This is a genomic window from Streptomyces taklimakanensis, from assembly GCF_009709575.1.
In the GTDB taxonomy this organism is placed as follows: domain Bacteria; phylum Actinomycetota; class Actinomycetes; order Streptomycetales; family Streptomycetaceae; genus Streptomyces; species Streptomyces taklimakanensis.
Genome location: NZ_WIXO01000001.1, coordinates 1,933,141 through 1,959,123 on the forward strand (window position 1 = coordinate 1,933,141; position 25,983 = coordinate 1,959,123).

Here is a 25,983-nt window from a genome sequence, read left to right on the forward strand (position 1 = left end):
CATGTCCCTTGACCACCGCCTCTCCCCCGAGCACGAGGAACTGCGCCGCACCGTCGAGGGGTTCGCGCACGACGTCGTCGCGCCGAAGATCGGGGAGTTCTACGAGAACCACGAGTTCCCCTACGAGATCGTCCGCGAGATGGGTCGCATGGGCCTGTTCGGCCTGCCGTTCCCCGAGGAGTACGGGGGCATGGGAGGCGACTACCTCGCCCTGGGCCTGGCCCTGGAGGAACTGGCCCGGGTGGACTCCTCCGTCGCCATCACGCTGGAGGCCGCGGTCTCGCTGGGCGCCATGCCCATTTATCGCTTCGGCACCGAGGAGCAGAAGCGCGCGTGGCTGCCGAAGCTGTGCTCGGGCGAGATGCTCGGCGCGTTCGGCCTGACCGAGCCGGAGTGCGGTTCGGACGCGGGCGGCACCCGCACCACCGCCGTCCGCGACGGCGACGAGTGGGTGATCAACGGCACCAAGTGCTTCATCACCAACTCCGGCACCGACATCACCGGCCTGGTCACGGTCACCGCCGTCACCGGACGCAAGCCCGACGGCCGCCCGGAGATCTCCTCGATCATCGTCCCCTCCGGCACCCCGGGCTTCACCGTGGCCGCTCCCTACTCCAAGGTCGGTTGGAACGCCTCCGACACCCGCGAGCTGTCCTTCTCCGACGTGCGGGTCCCGGCCGCCAACCTGCTGGGCGAGGAGGGCCGCGGCTACGCGCAGTTCCTGCGCATCCTCGACGAGGGCCGCATCGCCATCTCGGCCCTGGCCACCGGCCTGGCCCAGGGCTGTGTGGACGAGTCGGTGCGGTACGCCGGGGAGCGCCACGCCTTCGGCCGTCCGATCGGCTCCAACCAGGCCATCCAGTTCAAGATCGCCGACATGGAGATGCGCGCCCACACCGCCCGTCTGGCCTGGCGTGACGCGGCGGCCCGTCTGTTGGCGGGCGAGCCGTTCAAGAAGGAGGCGGCCATCGCCAAGCTGTACTCCTCCGAGACCGCGGTCGACAACGCCCGCGAAGCCACCCAGATCCACGGCGGCTACGGCTTCATGAACGAGTACCCGGTGGCCCGTATGTGGCGCGACTCCAAGATCCTGGAGATCGGCGAGGGCACCAGCGAGGTGCAGCGCATGCTGATCGCCCGGGAGCTGGGCATGGCCTCCTGAGACGGCGTGTCGCGGACCGCTCGGCGGCCCCGGCCCCGTCCTGGGCCGGGGCCGGGGCCGGTCACCGCGGCGGCAGCGGCTGCTCGGCCCAGATGATCTTCCCGCTCCCGGTGTACCGGGTGCCCCAGCGCTCGGAGAGCTGCGCCACGAGGAACAGGCCGCGGCCGCCCTCGTCCGTCGCCGCCGCGCGCCGCAGGTGGGGTGAGGTGTTGCTGGTGTCGGAGACCTCGCAGATCAGACTCCGCTCCAGCCTCAGCAACCGCACCCCGACCGGTCCGGTGGCGTGCCGGATGGCGTTGGTGACCAGCTCGCTGAGGATCAGCTCGGTGGTGAAACCCAGTTCCTCCAGCTCCCAGTCGGCCAGCCGCCGGGCGACGCCGGCACGGACCTCCGCGACCGCGGCCGGTTCGGAGGGCACGTCCCAGACCGCGGTGCGGTCGACCGCCAGCGCCCGGGTGCGGGCGACGAGCAGGGCGACGTCGTCCCGCGGACGCTCGATCAACAGCGCGCCGGTCACCACGTCGCACATCTCCTCGGGGGAGGCCGTCCCGGCGTGGGCCAGCGCCTCCCTCAGCAGGGCCAGCCCGACGTCGATGTCGCGTCCGCGGTCCTCGATGAGTCCGTCGGTGTAGAGGACGAGACGGCTGCCCTCGGCCAGGTCGATCTCGGCCGTCTCGTAGGGCGGCCCGCCCAGCCCCAGGGGCGCGCCGACGGGGGTGTCGGGGAACTCCACGCTGCCGTCGGGGTGGACGAGGGCGAGGGGCGGGTGCCCGGCGCGGGCGATGACGCACGTGCGGGCGACCGGGTCGTAGATCGCGTACAGACAGGTGGCGCCCATCATCCCGGTGGCGTCGTCGGGCTCCCCCTCCTCGCCGTCGAAGCCCCGGTCGCTCCGGCTCACCAACTCGTCGAGGTGCCCGATGATCTCGTCGGGCGGCAGGTCCAGGGCGGAGAAGTTGTGGACGGCGGTGCGCAGCCGCCCCATGGTGGCGGCCGCGTGCAGCCCGTGACCGACCACGTCGCCGACCACCAGCGCGACCCGGGCCCCGGAGAGGGGGATCACGTCGAACCAGTCCCCGCCCACCCCCGACTGGGCGGGCAGGTAGCGGTGGGCGACCTCCAGGGCCCCCTGTCCGGGCAGGGCCCGGGGCAGCAGGCTGCGCTGGAGGGTGGCGGCCATGGCGTGCTCGCGCGTGTAGCGGCGGGCGTTGTCGACGGCGGCCGCGGCCCGCGCCACCAGTTCCTCGGCCAGGGACAGATCGTCGTCGTCGAAGGGCTCGGGCTTCTCCGAGCGCCAGAAGGTGGCCGTGCCCAGGACGATGCCGCGGGCCTGGAGCGGCACCGTGACCAGCGAGTGGACCCCCTCGGCGAGAATGTCCCGAGCGCGCTCGGGATCCTGCGCCCGCCACCCCTCGGCGGTGGTCAGCTCCGACTCCAGGACGGCGTGCCCGGACCGGTAGCCCCGGGCCTGCGGCGTGGCGGGCCTGAAGTCGATCAGCTCGCCGGTCGGGTGGAAGGCCGGAACGTCCCGGATGCCGGCCGCGGCCACCCGGCGCAGGCCCACCGCGCCGTCGGCCGGCTCGTCGCCGCGCAGCACGGCGTCGGCCAGGTCGACGGTGACGAAGTCGGCGAACCGGGGCACCGCGGCCTTCGCCAGTTCCTCGGCGGTGCGCACCATGTCCAGTGTGGTGCCGATCCCGGTGCCCGCGTCGTAGAGCAGCTTCAGCCTGCGGCGCGCCGCCTCCGCGCTCTTTGAAAGGACCCGCAGCTCGGTGGAGTCCCGGAAGGTCGCCACGCTGCCCGGGGGACCCCCGTAGCGGTCCGTGGGCTGCTGGTTGACGACCACCATGCGGTCCCCGACCATGTGGGCCTCGTCCACCGCCGGACGCCCGGAGGTCAGCAGCCTGGTGGTGCGCTGGTCCAGTCCCAGCTCCGGGACGTGGCGGCCCTCGGCGTCGGGCGGCAGGTCGAGCAGCCTGCGCGCCTCGTCGTTGGCGAGCACCAGCCGGCCGCCGGTACCGACGATGAGCACACCCTCCCGGACGGCGTGCAGCACGGCGTCGTGGTGCTCGTACATGCGGGCCAGCTCGGCCGGCCCCAGGCCGTGGGTCTGGCGCAGCAGCCGCCTGCCGATCACGGCCGTGCCGGCCATGGAGAGCAGCAGCGCGGCCGCGGAGGCGCCGAACAGCAGCGGGAGCTGGTCCTGCACCCCGCTGCTGACCTTGTCGACGGTGATGCCCGCCGAGACCAGGCCGATCACCGTTCCGTCGGAGTCGGTGACGGGGACCACGGCCTGCACGAGGGGGCCGATGGTGCCGACGATCTCCTCGGTGACGACCTTCCCCTCCAACGCCGGTTCGATCGTGCCGACGAAGCGCCTGCCGATCCGGTCGGGTTCGGGATGGGTGTAGCGGATGCCGTCGGTGTCCGTGACGACGACGAAGTCCACCCCCGTGCGTTGTCTGGCCCGCTCGGCGAGCGGCTGGAGCACCTCGGTCGGGTCCTGGCTTCGCAGCGCCTCGGGGAGCCCCGGCGAGGCGGCGAACGCCTCGGCGACGGCGACCGAGCGGTTGCGCGCCTCCTGGGTGCCGCTGCTGCCCGCCTGGACCAGCAGGGCTGCCACCGCGGCCACGACGAGCAGCAGGACCAGGACGGCCTGGAGGAGGAACACCTGACCGGCCAGGCTCCGGACACCCAGCAGCGAGCCGGGGGGCCGTTCCGACGACGGCCGCCCGGCTCGACGACGTCCTGGGCCCCCGTCTCCCGTTCCCCCGCTCCCGTGCGAGCGCCGGGCGCCGAACAACCGGGGCGGCAAGTCCCAAGATCGGCCGGAAAGTCCGATCACACGCCCTTCTTAACATCGTTTGCCGCCCGGAGGCGAACGCTCGCCCCCCTGGCCGCGGCAGCCGGCCGCGCCTTCGACCCCGGCCCCGACGGACGTCCGGACGCCGCGCCGCCGAAACGCTCCGAAAAACATCCGCCGCACCCAGATCACCCGTGTGGAGGTGGGTAAGAAACAGACAACGACACTCACCCACGGTAGCCGGGAGAACACGCATGGCCACTCCCATCGGCGCGAGCACCCTCGTCGCCGCCCTCAAGAAGGAGGGACTCAGAGTCGTCGAGGTCGGTGACTGGCGCACGCACAACCGCAACCACAAGGGCGCCTGGGGACCGGTGCACGGTGTGATGATCCACCACACGGTCACCTCCGGGTCGGCGCGGACGGTGGAGATCTGCCGCACGGGATACAGCAGCCTGCCCGGCCCGCTGTGCCACGGCGTCATCACCAAGGACGGCCGGGTCCACCTGGTCGGTCACGGACGGGCCAACCACGCCGGACTCGGCGACGACGACGTACTGCGCGCGGTGATCGCCGAGCGCTCCTCCCTCCCCCCGGACAACGAGACCAACACCGACGGCAACCGCCACTTCTACGGCTTCGAGTGCGAGAACCTCGGCGACGGCCGTGACCCCTGGCCCGCCGCCCAGCTCGACGCCATCGAGCGTGCCGCCGCGGCCCTGTGCCGGCACCACGGCTGGAAGGCCGAGTCCGTGATCGGCCATCTGGAGTGGCAGCCTGGCAAGGTCGATCCCCGCGGCTTCTCCATGAACGGCATGCGCTCCCGCATCCGCGAGCGCCTGAACCACGCCCCCGGATGGGGTCGGGACGAGGAGGACGACGTGCCGAACGTGATCGGCGAGTACCAGACCACCGACATCGAGCTGCCCCCCAGGAAGTGGACGACCCTGAGCATCAAGGGCGTGGACATCCTGACCGGCGCGACGCGCTACCAGGCGATGGCGCACCTCACCGCCGCGATCCCGGAGGGGTCCACACTCCAGGGCCGCTTCTACCACCTGAGGCCGGACGGCACCCGCTGGGTGTCCGGCATCATCGAGCGGATCGGCACCTCGGGGGACACGTTCGCCGACTTCCACCACTCCGGCAGCATCGCGCGGGACGAGAAGCTGCGCTTCGAGGCCGCCTACTACCCGGCCGACTCCGCCGACGACAGGCCGGCCACCATCACCGTGTCCCGTCTGCGGGGCCTGTACTGGAATTGACATCCTCCCGGTCCTAAAGGACCGGGGTTCCTGCCACCCGCAGCCGCGGGTCTCGGCGGGTTCCTGCTTCACCGCGCTGTGCCGGTACGGGTACCGGTCTTACCTGCGCTCCACAGGCTGTCACGGCCAGTCCGGCCGCCTTTGCGACGTTGACCGCCGCGTTCACGTCCCGGTCGAGGACGGCCCCGCACTCCCCGCACGTCCACACACGGACGCCGAGGGGCTTGGGGCCGTCCTGGACGCCGCACTGCGAGCACACCTGAGAGGTCGGCTCGAACCGGCCGATCCTCACAAAGGTGCGCCCGTACCGTGCGGCCTTGTACTCCAGCATGTTCACGAACGCCGACCAGCCGGCGTCGTGCACGGACTTGGCCAGGCGCGTGCGGGCGAGTCCCTTCACCGCCAGGTCTTCCACTGCGATCGCTTGGTTGTCGCGGATCAGCTTGGTGGAGAGCTGGTGGTGGAACTCGCGGCGTGCGTCGGCGACCCGCGCGTGAGCGCGGGCGACCTTCACCCTGGCCTTGCCCCGGTTCGCGGAGCCTCTCTGCTTGCGGGACAGCTCCCGCTGTGCCTTCTTCAGCCGCTTCTCGGCCCGGCGCGGGAAGCGCGGGCTGTCGACCTTCGTGCCGTCGGACAGGACGGCGAAGTGCCCGAGCCCGAGGTCCATGCCGACCTCGGCGTCCACCTCGGGCGGTGCCTCGGTCGGCTCGGTCTCCACCACGAACGAGGCGAGGTATCGGTCTGCGGCGTCCTTGATGACCGTCACGGTGGACGGGGTGGACGGCAGGGCACGCGACCAGCGCACGGGCACGTCGCCGACCTTCGGCAGGCGCAGCTTCCCGCCCGTCGTGATCCGCCACGACGCGTTCGCGGTGAACCGGATGGACTGCCGGTTGTCCTTGCGGGACTTGAACCGGGGCGGCCCCGTCTTCGGACGCTTGCCCTTGAGGCCGTCGAAGAAGTTCTTGTACGCGGTGTCCAGGTCCCGGAGGGACTGCTGGAGGATCACCGACGACACCTCGCCGAGCCACGCTCGTTCGAACGTCTTCTTCGACGCGGTGAGCTGCTTCGACAGCTCGCCCGAGGGGACGAACGGCAGCCCCGCCGCGCGGGCCTCCTCGCGGACGCGCAACGCGTCGTTGAAGACGACCCGCGCACACCCGAACGCCCTCGCCAACGCCGTGCGCTGACCGGCGCTCGGGTACAAGCGGAAGCTGTACCGAAGCCGCATGAGGTCATCTTGCCGTTGGTCTATGTCACCACGGTGGGAACCAGACCCTGATGTTCGCAGGGGTCGAACGGTCGTCCACACCCTGCATGCCCACTTGGTGTTCGTCACCAGATACCGGCGCGGAGTGATGAACGACGAGATGCCGACGCGCTGCGAAGAGGTCATGCGCAAGGTGTGCGAGGACTTCGAAGCAGGGCTGAAGGAGTTCAACGGCGAGGCCGACCACGTGCACCTCTTGGTGCACTACCCGCCCAAGGTCGCCCTGGCCAACCTGGTGAACTCCCTCAAGGGCGTCTCGTCCAGGCGCCTGCGGGCGGAGTTCACGGGCCGGGTGAACCGGGCGATCGTGCACGGCCGGTTTTGGTCGCCGTCGTACTTCGCGGGCTCGTGCGGTGGTGCGCCGCTCCAGGCGGTCAAGGACCACATCGCGCAGCAGAAGCGCCCGGACTGAGCGCGGGACGCCGTGGGCGCGGGCCAACAGTGCGGATCCGTGCCCACCGCCGAGGTCAGAGCAGGCCGGAGATGCGATTCACCCCGCCCCGAAGGACGGGGCACTCCCGCAAGGTCAGCGGTAGACCCCGCCGGTCCCGGTCCCGCCGGCCCGCGCACCGTCCGGAAGCACCCACGGCCGGTGCGCGGGTCGGGGTGGCGGCCGGGTGACGGCCGGATGACGAGGCGACCGGCCCCGGTGTGGGAGGGGGCGCTCCCGGACGCCGGGGGCCGGAGCCGCCGGAGCCCCGCCGAAGCCCCGGCGGAAGCGGGACATGGGCGAGGCGCGGGCTGAGAGAATCGCCCCATGACCGAGATACTCCAGCAGGCGGGGAACTGGACGTTCGACGGTGGCACCGTGCGCATCGTGCCCGGCCACCACAAGAGCGTGCACAAGCTGCGGAGGCTCCTGGGCGAGTTGGCGGTGCCGCTGGCGGCGGTGGCCGGGGTCTCGTACGAGCCGGGGCGCAAGAGCGGGTGGCTGCGGCTGCGGCTGCGGCACGGGGCCGATCCGCTCCTCCAGGCCGCGGGCGGGCGGTTGCCCGACGCGGCCGACCCGTACCGTCTGGAGGTGGAGTCGGACCGCTCGGGGGTGGCCGCGTACTTCGCCGACGAGGTCCGCAACGCCCTGGTGGTGGAGCAGGTGCCCGTCGAGGAGCCCTGTGACCGCTATCTGCTGCCCGGCCCGTCGGTTCCGTTGACGGTGCAGGGCACCGACGGCACGGCCTCCTTCGACGGGGAGCAGGTCCGGCTCGACTGGAACTGGGTGGCCGAGGGCAGCAAGTCCTCCACCGGTCCGCGCACGTTCGCGCTGCACGAGTTGGAGGGGGTGGAGTGGAGTCCCGCGGTGGGCCTGGAGAACGGCTACCTGCGGCTGCGGCCCAAGGGGGCGCACGCCGTCCTCAAGCCCGACCACGACCCCAACTGCCTGGTGCTGTGGGGGGTGCGGCAGGCCAAGGACGTCAGCTCGGTGCTGCTGGCCGCCGCCGTCACCGCCCGTCTGCCGCACCCCTCGGCCGTCTCGCGCGCCGGGGAGGGGGCGTCCGGGGACGGCGGTGAGCCGCTCGCGCTGCCCGCCGCGCCGGCCGACGGCGGGCAGGAGGAGGACCACGACGCCCTGCTGCGGCGTCTGCGCGAGCTGGGCGAGCTGCACCGGGAGGGCATCCTCACCGAGGAGGAGTTCACCGCCGCCAAGCAGGCCGTGCTGCGCCGGTTCTGAGAACGGTTCGCAGAGGGGCCGGCGGGAGAGGGCGTCGGGGGAGCGGACGGACCGGTCCGCCCCCCTGTCCGCGCCTCTGTCGTAACGCCCCCTCCGGCCGGTCGGCCCGTCAGTCCTCCCAGGGCACCTGGGGGGAGCGCCAGTGGTCGATGCCCAGCAGTTCCCAGCGCGGCCCCTGCTGGGCGAGCCGGGTGCGGTAGCCCTCCCAGTCCAGGGCGGACGCCGGGGACCAGCCCAGTTCGGCGATGCCCGGCAACCGGGGGAAGGCCATGAACTCGATGTGGTCGGTGGTCTCGATCGTCTCCGTCCACAGCGGCGCCTCGACCCCGAGGACCGCGTCCTGCGGCACGCCCTCGAAGTAGGTGCCCGGGTTCCAGTCGTAGGACTGCTCGACCTCGACGTGGCCCGCCCAGCTCAGTCCCAGCGGGGTGTCCTCGTCGTACTTCATGTCGAGGTAGGAGCGGTTGGCCGGGGAGAGGATCAGTCGGGTGCCGTTCCGGGCCGCCTCGGCGACGTTCGCCTCCTGGCCGGTGGTCCCCCAGTACTGCGCGATCGCGCCCTCGGCGGGTTCGGCCCCGACCAGTTGGTGCCAGCCGATGACGGTCTTGCCGTACTTCGCCACGATCCGCTGGGCGCGCTCCATGAAGACGGCGTAGTCCTCGTCGCTGGTTCGGTGCGCCTCGTCGCCGCCGATGTGGAGGTACGGGCCGGGGGTCAGTTCGGCGATCTCCCGGATCACGTCGTCGACGAAGTCGTAGGTGATCTCCAGGGGCACGCACAGCGAGCTGAAGCCCACCTTGGTCCCGGTGTACAGCGGCGGCGCGACGCCGTCGCAGTTGAGTTCGGCGTAGGAGGACAGGGCGGCGTTGGTGTGACCGGGCATGTCGATCTCGGGCACGACCGTCATGTGCCGGTCGGCGGCGTACCGCACGATCTCGCGGTACTCGTCCTTGGTGTAGTGGCCGCCGGGCCCGCCGCCGACCTCGGTGCTGCCGCCGTGGGTGGCCAGGCGCGGCCAGGAGTCGATGGCGATGCGCCAGCCCTGGTCGTCGGTCAGGTGGAGGTGCAGGGTGTTGATCTTGTAGAGGGCGAGCTGGTCGATGTAGCGCTTGACCTGCTCGACGGTGAAGAAGTGCCGGGCCACGTCGAGCATCGCGCCGCGGTAGGCGTAGCGCGGGGTGTCGGTGACGGTGCCGCCGGCCACCAGCCACGGACCGTCCCGCCGCTCGCGGGCCTCGACCTCGGCGGGCAGCAGTTGACGCAGCGTCTGGACGCCGTGGAAGAGGCCCGACGCCGAGCGGGCCCGGATCACCACCGCGCGCGGCGAGACGTCCAGCCGGTAGCCCTCCTCCCCCAACTCCGCGGGGCCGCCCAGCCGCAGGTGGATGCCGTCGGGGCCGGGCCTGGTGGTCACCGGCAACCGGTATCCGGTGGACGGCCGCAGCAGCCCGGCCAGGTACGCGCCCACCTCGCGCGCCTCGGCCGACCGCCCCGGCACCCGGATCACGGTCCGCTCGCCGATCGCGTACGGCGCTCGGCCCGGTTCCACGGAGGCGGGGGCGGGGATCACCTGGTCCAGCGGTCTGGGTTCGTCGGCGGCCGACTCGGCCGGGTCGACCGCCACGGCCGACCCCTGGGGTGCGGTGACGAGGAGGGCGGCGCAGAGCAGGAGGAGCCGCAGGCGCAGTCGTCTCACGGGTGTTCCCTTCGGGCCGTGGCGCGGACGGGCGGGTGTACGCGGAGCAACCGTTCGGTGACATGGGTACCGCGCCCGCCGCCGGGGGTCAATGTATGGACCACCTCCCGGGGTACTTCACCCTCTTGGCGGGCGCTCCTGCCCGATACCGGGCAGATTTCTTGCGAAAGGCGGCGGGGGCGCCTCAGTATCTACGGGTGCTCGAACACCCCTCGACCCATGACGACCTCGTGGACCACCTCGTCCGCACCACGCCGCTCGGACGCGGCGAGGCGGCGCGGGTGGTCCTGGACGTCCTGGCGTACTTCGACGAGACGGTCGAGGAGTTCGTACGCCGCCGCCACCGCGAACTCCGGGGCCGCGGACTGGTGAACGCGGAGATCTTCGAGCGGATCACCGAGGAGCTGCCGCACCGCGCGGTGGCCCCGCCCCACCTCTCCCTGCGGCAGGTGCGCCGCATCGTCTACGGCTGAGGCGGACGCCGGGCGTCCGTGCGGACCCGCCGGCAGGGAACCGGGCTGTCCGGGCGCCGCCCGGACAGCGGAGATACAGAATCCCGAAACCCCCGGGAGACCGGGAAACGGAGGACCCAGACATGTGCGGAATCGTGGGATACATCGGCAGGCGCGACGTCGCCCCCCTCCTCCTGGAGGGCCTGCAGCGCCTGGAGTACCGGGGCTACGACTCCGCCGGCATCGCCATCCACGGCAGCGGCACCGGCCGGGCCGCGGGGCTGCGGACGGTCAAGGCCAAGGGCCGCGTCCGCGACCTGGAGGCCCGCGTCCCCGAGCGCTTCACGGGCACCGTCGGCATCGCCCACACCCGGTGGGCCACCCACGGCGCCCCGAGCGACGAGAACGCCCACCCGCACTCGGACGCCTCCGGCCGGGTGGCCGTCGTCCACAACGGCATCATCGACAACGCCGCCGAGCTGCGCGAGCGGCTGACCGCCGAGGGCGTGGAGTTCGCCTCCGAGACCGACACCGAGGTGCTGGCCCACCTCGTGGGCCGCTCGCAGGCCCCGACCCTGGAGGAGCGGGTCCGCGAGGCGCTGCGCCACGTCGAGGGCACCTACGGCATCGCCGTCCTGCACGCCGACTTCACCGACCGCGTCGTGGTGGCCCGCAACGGCTCGCCGGTCGTGCTCGGCATCGGCGACCACGAGATGTTCGTCTCCTCCGACGTCTCCGCGCTGGTCTCGCACACCCGCCAGGTGGTCACCCTCGACGACGGCGAGATGGCCACCCTCACGGCCGACGACTACCGCACCTACACCACCGAGGGCAGCCGCACCTCCGCCACCCCGACGACGGTGGAGTGGGAGGCCGGGTCCTACGACATGGGCGGCCACGACACCTACATGCACAAGGAGATCTGCGAGCAGGCCGACGCCGTGGACCGGGTGCTGCGCGGCCGGATCGACGACCGCTTCGCCACCGTCCGCCTCGGCGGCCTCAACATGGACGCCCGCGAGGCGCGCGGGGTGCGCCGGGTCAAGATCCTCGGCTGCGGTTCGGCCTACCACGCGGGGATGATCGGCGCCCAGATGATCGAGGAACTGGCCCGCGTCCCGGCCGACGCCGAGCCCGCCAGCGAGTTCCGGTACCGCAATCCGGTGGTGGACCCCGACACCCTCTACATCGCCGTCAGCCAGTCCGGGGAGACCTACGACACCCTCGCCGCCGTCCAGGAACTGCGGCGCAAGGGCGCCCGGGTGCTGGGCGTGGTGAACGTCGTCGGCTCGGCCATCGCCCGCGAGACCGACGGGGGCGTGTACGTCCACGCCGGGCCCGAGGTGTGCGTGGTGTCCACCAAGTGCTTCACCAACACCGCCGTCGCCTTCGCCCTCCTCGCCCTCCACCTGGGCCGCATCCGGGACCTGTCGGTGGCGGACGGCCGGCGGATCGTCTCCGGTCTGCGGAAGCTGCCGGAGCAGATCTCCGAGATCCTGGCGCAGGAGGAGGCGATCGCCAAGCTGGCCGCCGAGTACGCGGACGCGAGGTCGATGATGTTCGTCGGCCGGGTGCGCGGTTACCCGGTGGCGCGCGAGGCGTCCCTGAAGCTCAAGGAGGTCTCCTACATCCACGCCGAGGCGTACCCGGCCTCCGAGCTCAAGCACGGCCCCCTCGCCCTGATCGAGCCCGCCGTGCCGACCGTGGCGGTCCTGCCCGAGGACGAGTTGCTGGAGAAGAACCGCGCCACGCTGGAGGAGGTCCGGGCCCGCGGCGGCCGCATCCTGGCCGTCGCGCACGCCGAACAGGAGAAGGCCGACCACACGATCGTGGTGCCGCGCAACGAGGTCGAACTGGACCCCATCCTGATGGGCATCCCCCTGCAACTCCTCGCCTACCACACGGCCCTGGCGCTGGGTCGGGACATCGACAAGCCGCGGAACCTGGCGAAGTCGGTCACGGTGGAGTGACCCCGGCGACCGGAGACCGACGGACGGCGGCCCGCCGTCGGCTCCGGGGAACGCGCCGGCGGTCCCCTCGTCCGTGCCACCAGGCGCACGAGGGGACCGCCTCCATGCCGCCGGCGTCGCCCATCACGCCGGCACCGGGCCGCCCCGCGGGACCGTCACCTCCCGCGCGGCAGCACGTCCGTCCCGTATATGCCCGGCGCGGGCGCGCGATCCACCTTCGGACGCGGAGGATTCCGCGTCCGACGCCTCGCGCGGTGCCCCGAACCGGGACGACGGGGCGCCCGGCCGGCGGCACGAACGGGCGCCGCGCCGGGGACGCTAGGGGATGACGACGACCGGCCGCCGGGCCCGCCGGGCGAGGCGCCCCGCGACCGAACCGAAGATGCGTCCGACGATGCCGTGCGTGGAGCCGACGACGATGGCGTCGGCCTCGTACTCGCAGCCGACCTCCTCCAGCTCGTGGCAGATGTCACCGCCGCGTTCGACGAGGACCCAGGGCACCTCGGCGAGGTGGTCGGCGCAGGCCAGTTCCAGACCGAGGACCTCGGTGCGGTGGTCGGGCACGTCCACGAAGACCGGCGGTTCACAGCCGGCCCAGACGGTCGTCGGCAGCCGGTTGGCGACGTGCACGATGATCAGGCCGGAGCCGGCGCGCCTCGCCATGCCGATGGCGTAGGCCAGGGCCCGTTCGCTGGAGGTCGAGCCGTCGAATCCCACCACGACCCCGTGCCGGAACGCCGGATCGCAGGAGTGGCGCGTGTCGTCCGCCGCTCGGGGCGTCGCCGTCGGATCGGCGAGCCGTTTGCGGTCCGCGGGGTCGGGGATCTCGTGTCCAGCCATCGGTAACTTCACGTGTGCCTTGGAATACGTCCGGGAGGCATCGTTCCTCAGCCCATACCCCCCAGGGTACGTCGGCACTCCCCCCTTGCCCAGATGTCGCGGTCTGCCGTCACTGCCGGTGCAGCATGCCGGAGCGAGTGGCGATACGCAATGCCCGGTCCGTCCCGGGTGCTCCCTCGCCGCCGCGGCGCGGCGTCCGGCGGTCGCGTCGCACCGGCCGCGGAGCGCGCTCCGGGAAACCGGGGCTCCTTCCGGTGACCCCCGCGTGGCCTCGGCGTTGGACAGGGCGTGCCCCCTTCCCCGATCGCCCCGGAGCCCTCCGTGCGCCACTTCCCGGACACCCCGTCGGATCCCGCCGCGCGATCCACGGCGGAACCGGCCGGAAAGGCCGCGGCGGAGTCCGCCTCCGGGATGTCGCCGGACCCCGCGCCCCGGGCCGCGCGGAGGGCGTCCGGAAGGGGTTCGCGGCGCAGGCGCCCACCGCTCGGCGACGCCCCGGGAGCCGTGGGCGCCTCCCGGCGGGGGAGCCGGGGACGCCGGACGCGCCGGAGGGCGGCGGGAGCGGGAGCGGGAGCGATGGACGCGGCGGGTGCGGTCGGGCGGGCGGGCGAACTGGTCCGCTGGGCCGCCTTCGGCTGCGCCCTGGTCCCCCTCGTCCTGCTGTCCTGCGGTTCCTCCCCCGCCCGCGCCCTGGGCACGGGCGGGGGAATCGCCCTGGTCACCGCCGTCTGCCGAGCCCTGCTCCGGCACTGTGAGCGCGGCGCCGCCCGCCCGGACCCCCACGGGAGCACCGGCCCGCACCGGGGCCGGCACGGTCGGACCGGCACGGGGGCGCACAGGGGTGGGCGGCGTCATCCCTGAAGGCACCCCGTTCCACCGGAGCGCACTACTCCGGAACACCGGGCCCCTCTTTCTGAGCCCCTGCGCTTTTCGGCCAACTTCCAGCCGTGGTACACAACTTGCCAGAGGCTGACCCGCGCACCGCCCACCTGGACGGAAGGAGACGAGGCGAACGAGCGCACCACTCGGACAGATGGCAACGAAACACGGCGTTCTTCCCAGGGGCTCCGCCAAGTGGAACGCTTCGGGATCGAACGCTTCACGCCAAGTTGTCATGTCGACATAGCGGCGAGTGGTGAACTTGTCACGTCAGCCTCACGGGACACAGTAGATTCGATCTTGGCAACCACGGCGGGGGAAATGTGCAGCACCGGAAGGACGCGACGACTGAGGGGGGCTTAGTTTCATGAGCCAGGAGCCAACACACGGCCCTGGGACGACGCGCAAGCTGGCCGCGCGCCGCCGCCGCGAGATCGTTGCCGTACTGCTCTTCGGCGGCGGCCCGATCTTCGAGAGCTCCATCCCGCTGTCCGTCTTCGGCATCGACCGGCAGGACGCCGGCGTTCCCCGCTACCGCCTTCTGGTGTGCGCGGGCGAAGAGGGACCACTGCGCACCACCGGAGGCCTGGAGTTGACCGCTCCGTATGGCCTCGAGGCGCTCTCACGGGCGGGCACGATCGTGGTGCCCGCCTGGCGTTCCATCACCCAGCCGCCGCCCTCGGCGGCGCTCGACGCCCTGCGTCGGGCCCACGAGGAGGGCGCGCGGATCATCGGCCTGTGTACGGGCGCGTTCGTGCTCGCCGCCGCGGGACTGCTGGACGGCCGGCCCGCGACGACGCACTGGATGTACGCGCCGACACTGGCCAAACGCTATCCGGCCGTCCACGTCGATCCACGCGAGCTGTTCGTGGACGACGGCGACATCCTCACCTCGGCCGGGACCGCGGCGGGCATCGACCTGTGCCTGCACGTGGTGCGCACCGACCACGGCGCCGAGGCGGCGGGAGCCCTGGCCCGCCGCCTCGTCGTACCGCCCCGGCGCGGCAACGGCGGTCAGGAGCGCTACCTGGACAGGTCTTTACCCGAGGAGATCGGCACCGACCCGCTCGCCGAGGTCGTCGCCTGGGCCCTGGAGCACCTCCACGAACAGTTCGACGTGGAGACGCTCGCCGCACGCGCGTACATGAGCCGTCGGACCTTCGACCGCCGGTTCCGTTCGTTGACGGGCAGCGCGCCGCTCCAGTGGCTGATCACCCAGCGGGTGCTCCAGGCACAGCGGCTGCTGGAGACCTCCGACTACTCGGTCGACGAGGTCGCCGGGCGCTGTGGTTTCCGTTCGCCGGTCGCCCTGCGCGGGCACTTCCGGCGGCAACTGGGCGCCTCTCCGGCCGCCTACCGGGCGGCCTACCGGGCCCGCACCGGCGGCGGCAGACCGGACGGCGGCGGCGCGGCCGAGGAGCGCGCGGCGGAGGGACGCGGCGACCACGCGGTCGCGGACGGGCACGGCGGTTCCGGCGTCGGCCACGCCGTTCGCGGGGAGAGAGGGGAGAGACGGGGCGAGCGGAACGAGAGGGGCGACCACGGGGAGCGGCACGGGGAGAGATCGGACCGGAGCCTGCGCAGCGAGACGGGCAAACCGGATTCCGACACCTACTCCCCCCGTCTGCCCTCCCAGCGGAGCCGCACTCCGGGCCGGGCCCCGTAGGCTGGTCGCATGAACGATCGCATGGTGTGGATCGACTGCGAGATGACCGGGCTCTCGCTGTCCGACGACGCGCTCATCGAGGTGGCCGCCCTGGTCACCGACTCTGAGCTGAACGTGCTCGGTGAAGGGGTGGACGTCGTGATCCGCCCACCCGCCGAGGCTCTGGCCTCCATGCCGGACGTCGTCCGCACCATGCACACCGCCTCCGGGCTGCTCGACGAGCTCGCGGAGGGCACCACGTTGGAGGACGCCGAGCAGCGGGTCCTGGAGTACGTCAGGAAGTACGTGCCCGAGCCCGACCGGGCCCCGCTGTGCGGCAATTCCGTCGGCACCGACCGCGGCTTCCTGATGCGCGACATGCCCGTGCTGGAGGACTACCTCCACTACCGGATCGTCGACGTCTCCTCGATCAAGGAACTGGCGCGGCGCTGGTACCCCAAGGCGTACTTCGGCAGTCCGGAGAAGAGCGGCAACCACCGGGCGCTGGCGGACATCCGGGAGTCCATCGCGGAGCTGCGCTACTACCGCGAGGCGGTCTTCGTGCCGCCGCCCGGCCCGGACTCGGAGACGGCCCGGAAGATCGCCTCCCGACACGTGCTGCCGGCTCCCGAGTGAGGGGTCTGCCGGCCATCGGCCGATAAGGGTGCGCGGGCAGTGCCGCCGACCCTGTACACTCTTATCGGCCGGTGCGGGAAGCGCCGGTCATGGTGGGTATAGCTCAGCTGGTAGAGCACCTGGTTGTGGTCCAGGATGTCGCGGGTTCGAGTCCCGTTACTCACCCTGGTGCCCGAGGGCCCGGTCCGGATCCGGACCGGGCCCTCGGCCGTTCCCCGCACGGCGCCGTGGGCGCCCCGCACGCCCCACGCGTCCCGCGCGCCCCTCAGATCAGCCGCACGCCGCGCCGGGCGAGGTAGGCGACGGGATCGACGTCCGAGCCGTAGCCGCGCTTGCTGCGGACCTCGAAGTGCAGGTGCGGGCCGGTGACCCGGCCGGTGGCCCCGGAGGAGCCCACCCGACTGCCCCCCTGCACCCGCTGCCCCTCGCGCACCGAGATCACCGACAGGTGGGCGAAGAGGGTGTAGTGGCCGTCGTCCATGTGGATCGTCACCGCCCTGCCGTAGGAGCCCGCCTCCCCGGCGAAGACCACCGAGCCGGGGCCGACCGAGTAGACGGGGGTGCCGACGGGCATCGCGAAGTCGATCCCCGTGTGGTGGCCCGCCTGCCAGTTGCCGGGGATGCCGTAGGGCGCCGTGACCCGGTGCTCCCCCACCACCGGCCGGGACCAGAGCCCGGTGGCGGCACGGGTCGGAGCCCGCCCGCTCGTCCCGCCGGCCGGGAACGCCGCGGGGGTGGCGTCGTGCCCCGCCCGGAGCCCCGCGCTCCCCTCCCCCTGTCGTCCTGCCAGGAAGGGCACGCTTCCCAGCGCCGCCAGCGCCGCGCCCCGCAGCACCAGTCCACGCCGGCCCGGTGTCCACTGCCGGTGCCCAGTTCGTCCAGCCATTCGGTCTGACCTCCCATTCGGCGGTGCCATGAATGTGAGGACACGTCAGCCGGGGACTTCTCGCATCTTTGCGGACGCCTGACGGACCGCCGAACGGCGTAGCGTCCGCCCGGACCGGGAGGGCGAATCCGCGTGGCGGCGCGCCCGGTTGCCACCGCACCCGACGGATTGCGCGACAATCCCCGTACAGGTGAATGGTCTGAACCACAATCACGGTGCCCGGCCACCACCGGGGGCACCGGTGCGGGCCACCGGGAGCCAGGGGTTTGAACGTGACCGCGGCCGCCCGGCGCGGTACCGAGAGGGGCTTTCGGTACCGGCACGGACGGCCGCGGCCGTCCGGTGCGGCCGGGCAGCGGAGAGGCGGGGGCGGACAGACCGCTGCTCCGGCTCGTCACCGGTTGGTGGGGCCGTGGGCCGGTGGTGCCCTGCCCCCGGCCCCACGGACGGTGCGTGCGCCACGCGGCGCGTGGGCACCGCGTGGGCACCGCGTGGGTGTGGAAGACCCCCCGGTGCGGCCGCCGTCGACCTGACCGGACCGGGGGGTCGGCTTCTCGCTCCCCTTGGGCGACTACTCGTCGCCGAAGAGGTCCGCGTAGGTGGCCAGGGCGAGAGCGGCGTCCGCCTGGGCCCAGAAGCGGTGGTAGGTGAACGTCGGCGCCTCGCCGCCGTTCAGGTAGCTCTCCACCTTGTTGAACTGCGGGTCGTCCTCGTAGAAGGAGCGGATCGACAGGAAGGTGGAGTCGGAGTCGATCTCGTCGCCGTTCGGCATGGTGCCGGTCCAGCCCGACGGGATGTGGACCGGGTCGTCGAACCGCTCGTAGTCGGTCCGGGTCTCCTCCACCCCGATGCCCATGGCGTCCTGGTGGTGGTCCCACATCGCGTCCATCAGCGCCTTGGCGGTGGCCTTGGACTCCTCGTGGCCGGACTTGGCCGAGTAGTACATCAGGGTCTTGGCCAGCGCCGCGGTGATGCCGACGTCGGTGCTGTAGTCGCGGACCGTCACGTGCAGGTCCGCGTTGTCACCGGGGTTGGCGGCGTTCCAGGTGTCGGGCTTGCCCGACCACTGCAGCGTCGACGGGATCCGGTAGTTGCCGTCCGGGTTGACGGTGACCTCGGAGAGGACCCAGGGGACCCACTTGTCCAGGACCTCCTTGGCCAGGGCGTTGCCGGTCTCGTGGTAGAGCTCGGCGACGCGCTCCATCGACCAGGCCTGCATACCGAACCACTGGTTCGACGGCGGGTCGTGGTAGACGGGCTTCTCGTCGTAGAACATGCCGTAGAAGGTGGGGGTGCCCGACGGCGGGGTGCCGTAGTCGCCCTCCCAACTGTTGGTCGCGCCACCGGCGATGGCGCCCTCGTCGGACTGCAGCCAGCGGTAGAACTCGAGCTGGCGCGTCAGGCTCTTCTCCCAGTCCGCCACGGCGGTGGAGCCCTTGGGCCGCAGCTCCGGGACGGTGGTCAGGGCGTGGGCCGTCATCGGGTTCTGGTAGCCGAAGTGGTTGTGGCTGCTGCCCATGCGCCAGGCCCAGCCGGCGTTGGTGTCGGTGGCGCCGCCCCAGGCGTAGTACCAGGAGAGCAGGTAGTGCGCGCTGTCCTTGCCGGTGCCGGCGGCACAGGAGGTGGGACCGACGCAGCCGCCGATCTTCTTGAAGTACTTGTCGAAGAAGGAGTAGCGCAGGTAGTCGCCCATCTTCGCGGCCTTGGACAGGGTCGCGGAGATCTCGGACTTCTTGCCCTGCTCCTCGGCCCACGTCTCGGCCCAGTAGGCGGCCTGGATGGCGCGGGCGTCGGCGTCGGGGGCGTTGGTGTACTTCCACTGCTCGGCGTAGCCGGCGTCGTCGATGAACAGGTCGAGGTAGCCGTTCTCGCCGCCGAAGGTGAAGTCGTCGCAGGTGGGCTGCGGCACCGTCTCCCAGACCGACTCCTGCGAGCCGCGCTGGAAGGTGTTGATGTACGACGGCCCGTCGGCCTGCGGACCGCCCTGGCAGACGCTGCCGGGCTCGTTGCCGTAGCCGTAGACGTTGTCCACGTCCTGCAGCCAGTGCATGCCGTAGATCTCGTCCGTGCCGTAGGCGCTGCGCAGTTCGGCCGCGATCGGGTCACGGCCCACGGGGACGTTGCCGTCCAGCGCGGACGGGTAGCCCTCCGGGGTCGGGTGCTCGGCCGCGTAGGTGGCCGGCTTGGAGGGGTCGTAGTAGCTGTTGGTCGGCTGGTCGTCCTTCGTGGGGATCATGTAGTCCTCCATGATCTGCCACGACTCGTTGAACGGACCCCAGTCCTCGGTGACCTTGCCGTACATGGCCTGCAGCCAGATCAGGTAGCTGTACGCCTCGGAGGTCGTCTCGTGACCGTGGTCGGGGGCCTCGACCATCAGCGTCTCGACGGAGTGGTAGGGGATGCCCTCCGGCGAGAAGTACCCGTTGGCCGGGTCGAAGATCTTGTTGTAGAGCTCCAGGAAGCGGTCCTCGTACTCGCCTCCGTCACCGGAGCCGGACAACTGGGTGACCGTGACCTCGGCCTCGTCGTGGCCGGGGGCGCGGACGGTGAAGGTGGCCGCTCCGGAGCCGGTGTCGTCGGCGGCGATGGTCACCGTCTGGGGGGTGTCCCAGTCGGTGGGCGTGAAGGTGAGTTCGGCGCCCTCCAGTACCGACAGGCCGCTGTTGCCCGCGGTGCGCTCCACCGTGGCGGTCACGGTCGAGGACGGCTGCTCGGAGAGCTTCACGGCGAACCGGGCGGTCTCGCCCTGGCGCACGCCGAGCTGGGCCGGGGTGACGACCACCGCGGGACCGGCGGTCACCTGGACGCCGACGGGGGTGGACTCTCTCGACATCCCGTTGGAGTCGTGGGCGACGGCGTAGAGCGAGTGGTTGCCGGCCGGGACGTCCTCCCAGTCGAAGGCGTAGGGCGCCGTGGTGTCGGTGCCCAACAGCTCGGTGTCGTTGTAGAACTCGACCTTCTCGATGGTGGCCCCGGACTCCACGGCCCTGGCGTCGGCCCGCAGCGGGATGGTGGCGCCCGCGGAGAAGACCGCGCCCGCCCCGGGACTGGTCAGGGTGGCGGTGGGGGCGGCCAGGTTGCCGCCGCAGCGGGTGCCGTTGAGGTGGAAGGCGGTGGGGTCGGCGTTGGTGCCGCTGTAGGAGAAGTTCGCGCCCGCGGTCACGGCGCCGCCCGCGGCGATGCGGGTGCCGTAGGTCGGGTTCTCGACCGTCACGGTCTTCCCCGACTGCGACCACCGGCCGTTCCAGCCCTGCTGGAGCCTCTGGTTGCCGCTGTAGTCGTACGTCAGGGTCCAGCCGTCGATCGCCTCGGAGCCCCGGTTGGTGATGGTGACACTGGCGGTGAACCCGGATCCCCAGTCGTTCTTGGTGTAGTCGACGCTGCACTGGAGGGGTGCGGCCTGGGCGGTTCCGCTGAGCGCCGAGGTCATTCCCAGAGGGAGGGAGATCGCGGCGGTGGCTGCCAGCAGCAGCCTCTTCGATCTGCCCCTGGGGGGCTTGGGTGGTGCTTCCGGTACTGGTAACGCGCGCATCGCGGAGGTTCCCTCCTCGCGGCTCGGGAGCGGGGGACGAGCTGTGCCAGGGGTGCACGGGCTGAGAAACCGAAACCAGTGGGAGCGCTCCCAAGAGTCAAGGTGGACATGACACCTGTCAAGACTTCGAACGAGATGACCCTGTCGAAGGGAATTCGATTCGCCAATTCCTGAACACACTCTGGCCACGACCGGAAGTTGGCGCTACGTTCTCCAGCAACCCAGTGGGAGCGCTTCCACAGTCGTGCGCCAGGGACGGCGCGTAACCGACGACCAGGAGACGCTTCATGCACCCCCCGCAGCGCCTCCGGGCGCACCCCACCACCGCGGCGCACGCAGCCGCGCGACCTCACGGCCCCACCGGCCGGTCCGATTCCCCCGGCCCCTCCCTGCCCTCCTCCGCGCCCCCCGCCGCCGGGACCCACCCCGGCGGCGACCCCGGGGCGCGTCCCGGACGGATCCGTCCGGGGGCGGGGGACGTACGGGAGTGCGATCCGTGCCACGGCGGCGGTCGTTCCCCACCACCGACGGAGGCCGCCCCATCCGGGGCTCGCACCCGTGAGACGACCGTACCCCCCACGCGGAGCTGGACTCCGTCGTCATCCGGAGCACCACCGGAAGGAAGAGGAAAGATCGCATGACAGGCACCAGTAAGCCGGCGCGCAAGCGTCGGACGGCGTTACTCGCCGCGAGTGCGCTGATAGGCGGCGCGCTCGGGGCAGGCGGCATGATGCAGGGCACCGCCGTGGCGGCCCCCGCCTGCACCGTGGACTACCAGGTCATGAACGACTGGGGCTCCGGCTTCACCGCCTCGGTCACCGTGACCAACAACGCCTCCTCCACACTGAACAACTGGAGGGTGGAATGGGACTACGCGACGAGCGGCCAGAAGGCGGGGCAGGCCTGGAACGCCACCGTCTCCCAGGACGGCACGCACGTGACCGCGTCCGCTCCGTCCTGGAACTCGACGCTGGCCGCGGGCGGTTCCGCCAACTTCGGCTTCAACGGCGTGCACTCCGGTTCCAACCCGAAGCCCACCACGTTCAAGCTGAACGGCACCACCTGCAACGTGGACGTCGAGGACCCGGACATCCCCGATGAGCCCGACGACCCGGACGACCCGGACAACCCCCAGCCCGGTGACCGCGTGGACAACCCGTACGCGGGTGCCCAGGTCTACGTGAACCCCGACTGGTCCGAGCAGGCCGCCGAGAGCGGCGGCGAGGCGATCGCCGACCAGCCCACCGCCGTGTGGCTGGACCGCATCTCCGCCATCGAGTCGGGCTCCGCGGGCGAGAACACCATGGGTCTGCGCGACCACCTCGACGCCGCCCTGGAGCAGGGCGCCGACGTGCTCCAGATGGTGACCTACAACCTGCCCGGCCGTGACTGCGCCGCGCTGGCCTCCCAGGGCGAGCTCGGTCCCGACGAGATCGACCGGTACAAGAACGAGTTCATCGACCCGATCGCGGAGATCGTCGGCGACCCGAAGTACGCCGACCTGCGCATCGTGAACATCGTCGAGATCGACTCGCTGCCGAACCTGGTCACCAACGTCAGCGGCCGGCCCACCGCCACCGAGAACTGCGACGAAATGCTGGCCAACGGCAACTACGTCAAGGGCGTCGGCTACAACCTGGCCACGCTCGGCCAGTTCGACAACGTCTACAACTACATCGACATCGGCCACCACGGCTGGCTCGGCTGGGACGACAACTTCGGCGCCTCCGCCGACCTCCTCTTCGAGGCCGCCAACGCCGAGGGCGCCACGCCCGACGACGTCGCCGGCTTCGCCGCCAACGTCGCCAACTACGGCGCGCTCAAGGAGCCGCACTTCACCATCAACGACTCGGTGAACGGCACCTCCGTGCGCCAGTCCAAGTGGGTCGACTGGAACCGCTACGTCGACGAGCAGTCCTACGCCCAGGCCTTCCGCCAGGAGGCCGTCCGGGCCGGCTTCGACTCCGACGTCGGTGTGATCATCGACACCTCCCGCAACGGCTGGGGCGGCCCGGAGCGCCCGACCGCTCCCGCCGCCAAGACGACCGTGGACGCGTTCGTCGACAACAGCCGCGTCGACCGCCGGGTCCACACCGGCAACTGGTGCAACCAGGCCGGCGCCGGCCTCGGTGAGCGGCCGAAGGCGGCCCCCGCCTCCGGTATCGACGCCTACGCGTGGATCAAGCCGCCGGGGGAGTCGGACGGCTCCAGCGAGGACATCCCGAACGACGAGGGCAAGCGCGCCGACGAGATGTGCAACCCCGAGTACGAGGGGAACGTCCGCAACGGCAACAGCATGTCGGGTGCCCTGCCCAACGCGCCGGTCTCCGGCCACTGGTTCCAGGAGCAGTTCGAGGAGCTGCTGCGCAACGCCTACCCGCCGATCGACTGATCACCGCTCCGTCCCGGGTCCCGGACCCGGGGTGACGGAGCCGGCCCGATGAACGGGAGGGGCCGGTCGGTACGCCGACCGGCCCCTTCGTCGTGTCCGGGACCGGCGGACGCGGGGGGCGGCGGCGGACGGGGCGGGGCGGGGCGGCGGGGAGGGAACGACGGCGAACGGCGGACGGCCGGGTGGTGGACGGGCGTCGGTCCGCGAGGTGCCGGGGCGCTCGCTCAGGAGGACGCGCGGCGGATCAGTTCCGTGGGCAGCACTCGGCTGGAACGGTCGTCCCGCCCCGTCTTGCGGGCCTCGATCCGATCCAGCAGGGCCCGGGCCATCGACCGGCCCATCTCCTCGATCGGCTGTCGGACGCTGGTCAGCGGCGGTTCCGTGTGACGGGCGACGGCCGAGTCGTCGAAGCCGACCAGCGCCACGTCCTCGGGCACCCGGTGGCCGCTCTCGCGCAGCTCGGCCAGGGCCCCGACGGCCATGACGTCGGAGGCACAGAAGACGGCGTCCAGATCCGGCCGTCTCCCCAGCAGTTCCCGCGCGGCGCGGCGGCCGCCCTCCTCGGTGAAGTCCCCCTCGACGACCAGGCGCTCGTCCTCCTCCAACCCGGCGGCGCGCAGCGCGTCGCGGTAACCGTCGAGGCGGCACTGGGCGACGTACATGTCCAGCGGTCCGGTGACGGTGGCCACCGCGCGGCGCCCCCGTCCGGTCAGGTGTTCCACGGCGGCCCGCGCTCCGGCGGTGTTGTCGCAGTCGACGTACGGCACCGGCTCGTCGCCGCTGCGGCGACCGCTGAGGACGGTGGGCATCTCGATGCTTTCCAGCAGGTCGGGGAGGGGGTCGTCGGCGTGGACCGAGACCAGCAGCACCCCGTCCACCCGGTGCGCGGTGACGTACTGGGCGAAGCGGTCGCGCTCCTTGGGGGTGCGGATCAGCGTGAGCAGCAGTTGCATGTCGGTGTCGGCGAGCTCGGAGCTGACGCCGCGGATGATCCCGGAGAAGTACGGTTCGGCGAAGAGTCGGGTCTCGGCCTCGGGGATGACCAGCGCGATCGCGTCGGTGCTGCCCGCCGCCAGCGCCCGGGCCGCCCGGTTGGGCACGTAGCCCAGCTCGGCGATCGCCTGTTGGACGGCGGTGCGGGTCTGGTCGCTGACGTTGGCGGCACCGTTGATCACCCGGGAGACGGTGCCGCGGCCCACCCCCGCGTAGGCGGCGACCTGCTCCAGAGTGGGCCTCTGGCCCCGCCTTCCGCTCACTGTCATGACCGCCTCCCCGGGTCGTACGGGCTCACCTGCGCGGGGCCGGCCGGCCCCGCGCCCAAGTATCGATCGCCACAGAAGCTAACAGCCGGATAACTGCACCCGGTCAGTCTGTCCATTCCCTTGACACCCGCGCCAGGGACCCGCGACCCTTCAACCCATCACATCTGGGAGCGCTCCCAAAGGATCGGACCCATACAGAACCCGTACGTTCCCACCCGAGCCGCAGCGCATGAAGTCACACCGCGGTCCCCCACACCCTTCCACGGCCGGGAGTGAAACGTCAGGGCGCTAGGAGGACGCAGTGCGCAACACCCGCACCACCCGCCGAGCCACGGCCCTCATGGCCGCCGCGGCGATCGGCGCCGGCCTGCTCGCCGGGTGCGCGAGCGACAAGGACTCGAACACCGGGGCCGCCGGCGGCGACAGCGAGGGGAAGACCGTCATCACCGTCGGCCTCTTCGGAACGTTCGGTTTCCAGGAGGCCGGACTCTACGAGGAGTACGAGAAGCTCAATCCGAAGGTCAAGATCGAGCAGACCGTCATCGAGCGGAACGAGAACTACTACCCGCAGCTCCTCACGCGTCTGGCCAGCAACAGCGGTCTCGCCGACATCCAGGCCATCGAGGTGGCCAACATCGCCGAGGTCGTCCGGACCCAGTCCGACAAGTTCGTGGACCTGGGCAAGGCGGACGGCGTCAACAAGGACGACTACTTCCCCTGGAAGTGGAACCAGGCCACCCACCCCGAGGGCAAGACCATCGGCCTGGGCACCGACGTCGGCCCGATGGCCCTGTGCTACCGCAAGGACCACTTCGAGGCCGCCGGTCTGCCCACCGACCGCGAGGAGGTCGCCAAGCTGTGGGCCGGTGACTGGAACGAGTACATCGAGGTCGGCAAGCAGTTCAAGGAGAAGGCCCCCGAAGGCGTGGCCTGGACCGACTCCGCCGGCGGCGTGTACAACGCGGTGATCTCCTCCAGCGCCAAGCGGTACTACGACGAGCAGGGCGAGCTGATCTACAAGGACAACCCCGCCGTCAAGGAGGCCTGGGACCTGGCCGCCGAGGCCGCCACCGAGGGGCTGACCGACAAGAAGCAGCAGTTCACCAAGCCCTGGGACAAGGCGATGAACAACGGCACCTTCGCCACCATCTCCTGCCCGCCGTGGATGCTCGGCTACATCCAGGACAAGGGCGGCGAGAAGGCGAAGGGCAAGTGGGACGTCGCCCAGGCCCCCAAGCCCGGCAACTGGGGCGGCGCCTTCCTCGGCGTCCCGGAGTCGAGCAGGCACAAGGAGGAGGCGATCAAGCTCGCCGCCTGGCTGACCGCCCCGACCCAGCAGGCCAAGCTCTTCGCCGAGCGCGGCAGCTTCCCCAGCACCCCGAAGTCGTACGAGACCCCCGAGGTCGCCGACGCCAAGCACGAGTACTTCTCCAACGCGCCGATCGGCCAGATCTTCTCCACCGCCGCCAAGGGCGTTCCCACCCAGGTGATCGGTCCCAAGGACCAGATCGTCCAGGAGAACATCGCCAACACCGGCCTGCTCCAGATCGACCAGAAGGGCGTCTCGCCGGACGAGGCGTGGGAGTCGGCCGTCAAGACAGTCGACAACGCACTGGACGAGTGA

17 protein-coding genes, 1 tRNA gene and 1 pseudogene are annotated in these 25,983 nt (G+C 71.6%); 12 read left to right on the top strand and 7 right to left on the bottom strand.

Translation table 11 applies throughout. The features are described 5' to 3' along the window. Nucleotide 1: 1 nt before the first annotated feature. The gene (locus tag F0L17_RS08430; protein WP_155070578.1) at nt 2-1,162 is read left to right on the top strand and encodes an acyl-CoA dehydrogenase family protein; all 1,161 of its coding nucleotides are present in this window, start codon (nt 2-4) and stop codon (nt 1,160-1,162) included. A 61-nt stretch (nt 1,163-1,223) separates the two neighbouring features. Here F0L17_RS08430 and F0L17_RS08435 read toward each other — a convergent pair whose 3' ends face one another. After that, entirely contained in the window at nt 1,224-3,965 is a 2,742-nt protein-coding gene (locus F0L17_RS08435; protein ID WP_420802465.1) for a SpoIIE family protein phosphatase, read from the bottom strand. A gap of 254 nt (nt 3,966-4,219) precedes the next feature. Here F0L17_RS08435 and F0L17_RS28285 point away from each other — a divergent pair. Further along, nucleotides 4,220-4,807, top strand: a pseudogene (locus tag F0L17_RS28285) (N-acetylmuramoyl-L-alanine amidase); the annotation flags it as partial. Between the two features lie 436 nt (nt 4,808-5,243). On the opposite strand, the gene F0L17_RS08445 reads toward F0L17_RS28285, so the two are convergent. Continuing rightward, a complete protein-coding gene (locus F0L17_RS08445; protein WP_155070580.1) occupies nt 5,244-6,461 on the bottom strand; it encodes an RNA-guided endonuclease InsQ/TnpB family protein in 1,218 nt (405 codons plus the stop codon). A gap of 22 nt (nt 6,462-6,483) precedes the next feature. Between F0L17_RS08445 and tnpA the strand changes: the two genes are divergently transcribed. Both tnpA and F0L17_RS08455 read left to right on the top strand, forming a co-directional pair. Further along, nucleotides 6,484-6,912, top strand: coding sequence for an IS200/IS605 family transposase (gene tnpA / locus F0L17_RS08450; RefSeq protein ID WP_155070581.1), 429 nt, complete (start codon nt 6,484-6,486; stop codon nt 6,910-6,912). Nucleotides 6,913-7,257: 345 nt separating this feature from the next. Then, nucleotides 7,258-8,169 carry a DUF4429 domain-containing protein gene (locus F0L17_RS08455; protein ID WP_155070582.1) on the top strand — a complete coding sequence of 304 codons (912 nt, stop codon included), beginning with the start codon at nt 7,258-7,260 and terminating at the stop codon, nt 8,167-8,169. Nucleotides 8,170-8,278: 109 nt separating this feature from the next. Here the strand turns inward: F0L17_RS08455 and F0L17_RS08460 are convergent, their stop codons facing one another. Continuing rightward, a complete protein-coding gene (locus F0L17_RS08460) occupies nt 8,279-9,865 on the bottom strand; it encodes a family 20 glycosylhydrolase (protein ID WP_162465965.1) in 1,587 nt (528 codons plus the stop codon). A 197-nt stretch (nt 9,866-10,062) separates the two neighbouring features. On the opposite strand from F0L17_RS08460, the gene F0L17_RS08465 reads away from it, so the two are divergent. Together F0L17_RS08465 and glmS are read left to right on the top strand one after the other, a co-directional pair. Further along, a complete protein-coding gene (locus F0L17_RS08465) occupies nt 10,063-10,338 on the top strand; it encodes a hypothetical protein (RefSeq protein WP_162465966.1) in 276 nt (91 codons plus the stop codon). 122 nt (nt 10,339-10,460) lie between these two features. After that, on the top strand, nt 10,461-12,287 hold the full coding sequence (glmS, locus tag F0L17_RS08470; RefSeq protein WP_155070584.1) for a glutamine--fructose-6-phosphate transaminase (isomerizing): 1,827 nt from the start codon (nt 10,461-10,463) through the stop codon (nt 12,285-12,287). A gap of 318 nt (nt 12,288-12,605) precedes the next feature. On the opposite strand, the gene F0L17_RS08475 is transcribed toward glmS, so the two are convergent. Beyond that, nucleotides 12,606-13,127 (bottom strand): universal stress protein, encoded by a 522-nt coding sequence (locus tag F0L17_RS08475; RefSeq protein ID WP_155070585.1) that lies wholly within the window; start codon nt 13,125-13,127, stop codon nt 12,606-12,608. 576 nt (nt 13,128-13,703) lie between these two features. Here F0L17_RS08475 and F0L17_RS08480 point away from each other — a divergent pair. From F0L17_RS08480 to F0L17_RS08495, 4 genes are all read left to right on the top strand, one after another. Then, a complete protein-coding gene (locus tag F0L17_RS08480) occupies nt 13,704-13,988 on the top strand; it encodes a hypothetical protein (RefSeq protein ID WP_155073347.1) in 285 nt (94 codons plus the stop codon). Between the two features lie 385 nt (nt 13,989-14,373). Beyond that, nucleotides 14,374-15,672: a helix-turn-helix domain-containing protein gene (locus tag F0L17_RS08485; RefSeq protein ID WP_155070586.1), complete on the top strand. Its 1,299-nt coding sequence runs from the start codon at nt 14,374-14,376 to the stop codon at nt 15,670-15,672. Nucleotides 15,673-15,681: 9 nt separating this feature from the next. Next, entirely contained in the window at nt 15,682-16,287 is a 606-nt protein-coding gene (gene orn / locus F0L17_RS08490) for an oligoribonuclease (protein WP_155070587.1), read from the top strand. A gap of 92 nt (nt 16,288-16,379) precedes the next feature. Further along, nucleotides 16,380-16,452: transfer RNA gene (locus F0L17_RS08495), tRNA-His, on the top strand. A gap of 100 nt (nt 16,453-16,552) precedes the next feature. Here the strand turns inward: F0L17_RS08495 and F0L17_RS08500 are convergent. After that, complete coding sequence (locus tag F0L17_RS08500) at nt 16,553-17,173, bottom strand: M23 family metallopeptidase (RefSeq protein ID WP_155070588.1); 621 nt, start codon at nt 17,171-17,173, stop codon at nt 16,553-16,555. A gap of 571 nt (nt 17,174-17,744) precedes the next feature. After that, entirely contained in the window at nt 17,745-20,603 is a 2,859-nt protein-coding gene (locus tag F0L17_RS08505) for a glycoside hydrolase family 48 protein (RefSeq protein WP_155070589.1), read from the bottom strand. 739 nt (nt 20,604-21,342) lie between these two features. On the opposite strand from F0L17_RS08505, the gene F0L17_RS08510 reads away from it, so the two are divergent. Further along, nucleotides 21,343-23,097 (top strand): glycoside hydrolase family 6 protein, encoded by a 1,755-nt coding sequence (locus tag F0L17_RS08510; protein ID WP_155070590.1) that lies wholly within the window; start codon nt 21,343-21,345, stop codon nt 23,095-23,097. Nucleotides 23,098-23,321: 224 nt separating this feature from the next. Here F0L17_RS08510 and F0L17_RS08515 read toward each other — a convergent pair whose 3' ends face one another. Beyond that, the gene (locus F0L17_RS08515) at nt 23,322-24,359 is read right to left on the bottom strand and encodes a LacI family DNA-binding transcriptional regulator (protein ID WP_155070591.1); all 1,038 of its coding nucleotides are present in this window, start codon (nt 24,357-24,359) and stop codon (nt 23,322-23,324) included. A 340-nt stretch (nt 24,360-24,699) separates the two neighbouring features. On the opposite strand from F0L17_RS08515, the gene F0L17_RS08520 reads away from it, so the two are divergent. Next, nucleotides 24,700-25,983 (top strand): ABC transporter substrate-binding protein, encoded by a 1,284-nt coding sequence (locus tag F0L17_RS08520; RefSeq protein WP_155073349.1) that lies wholly within the window; start codon nt 24,700-24,702, stop codon nt 25,981-25,983.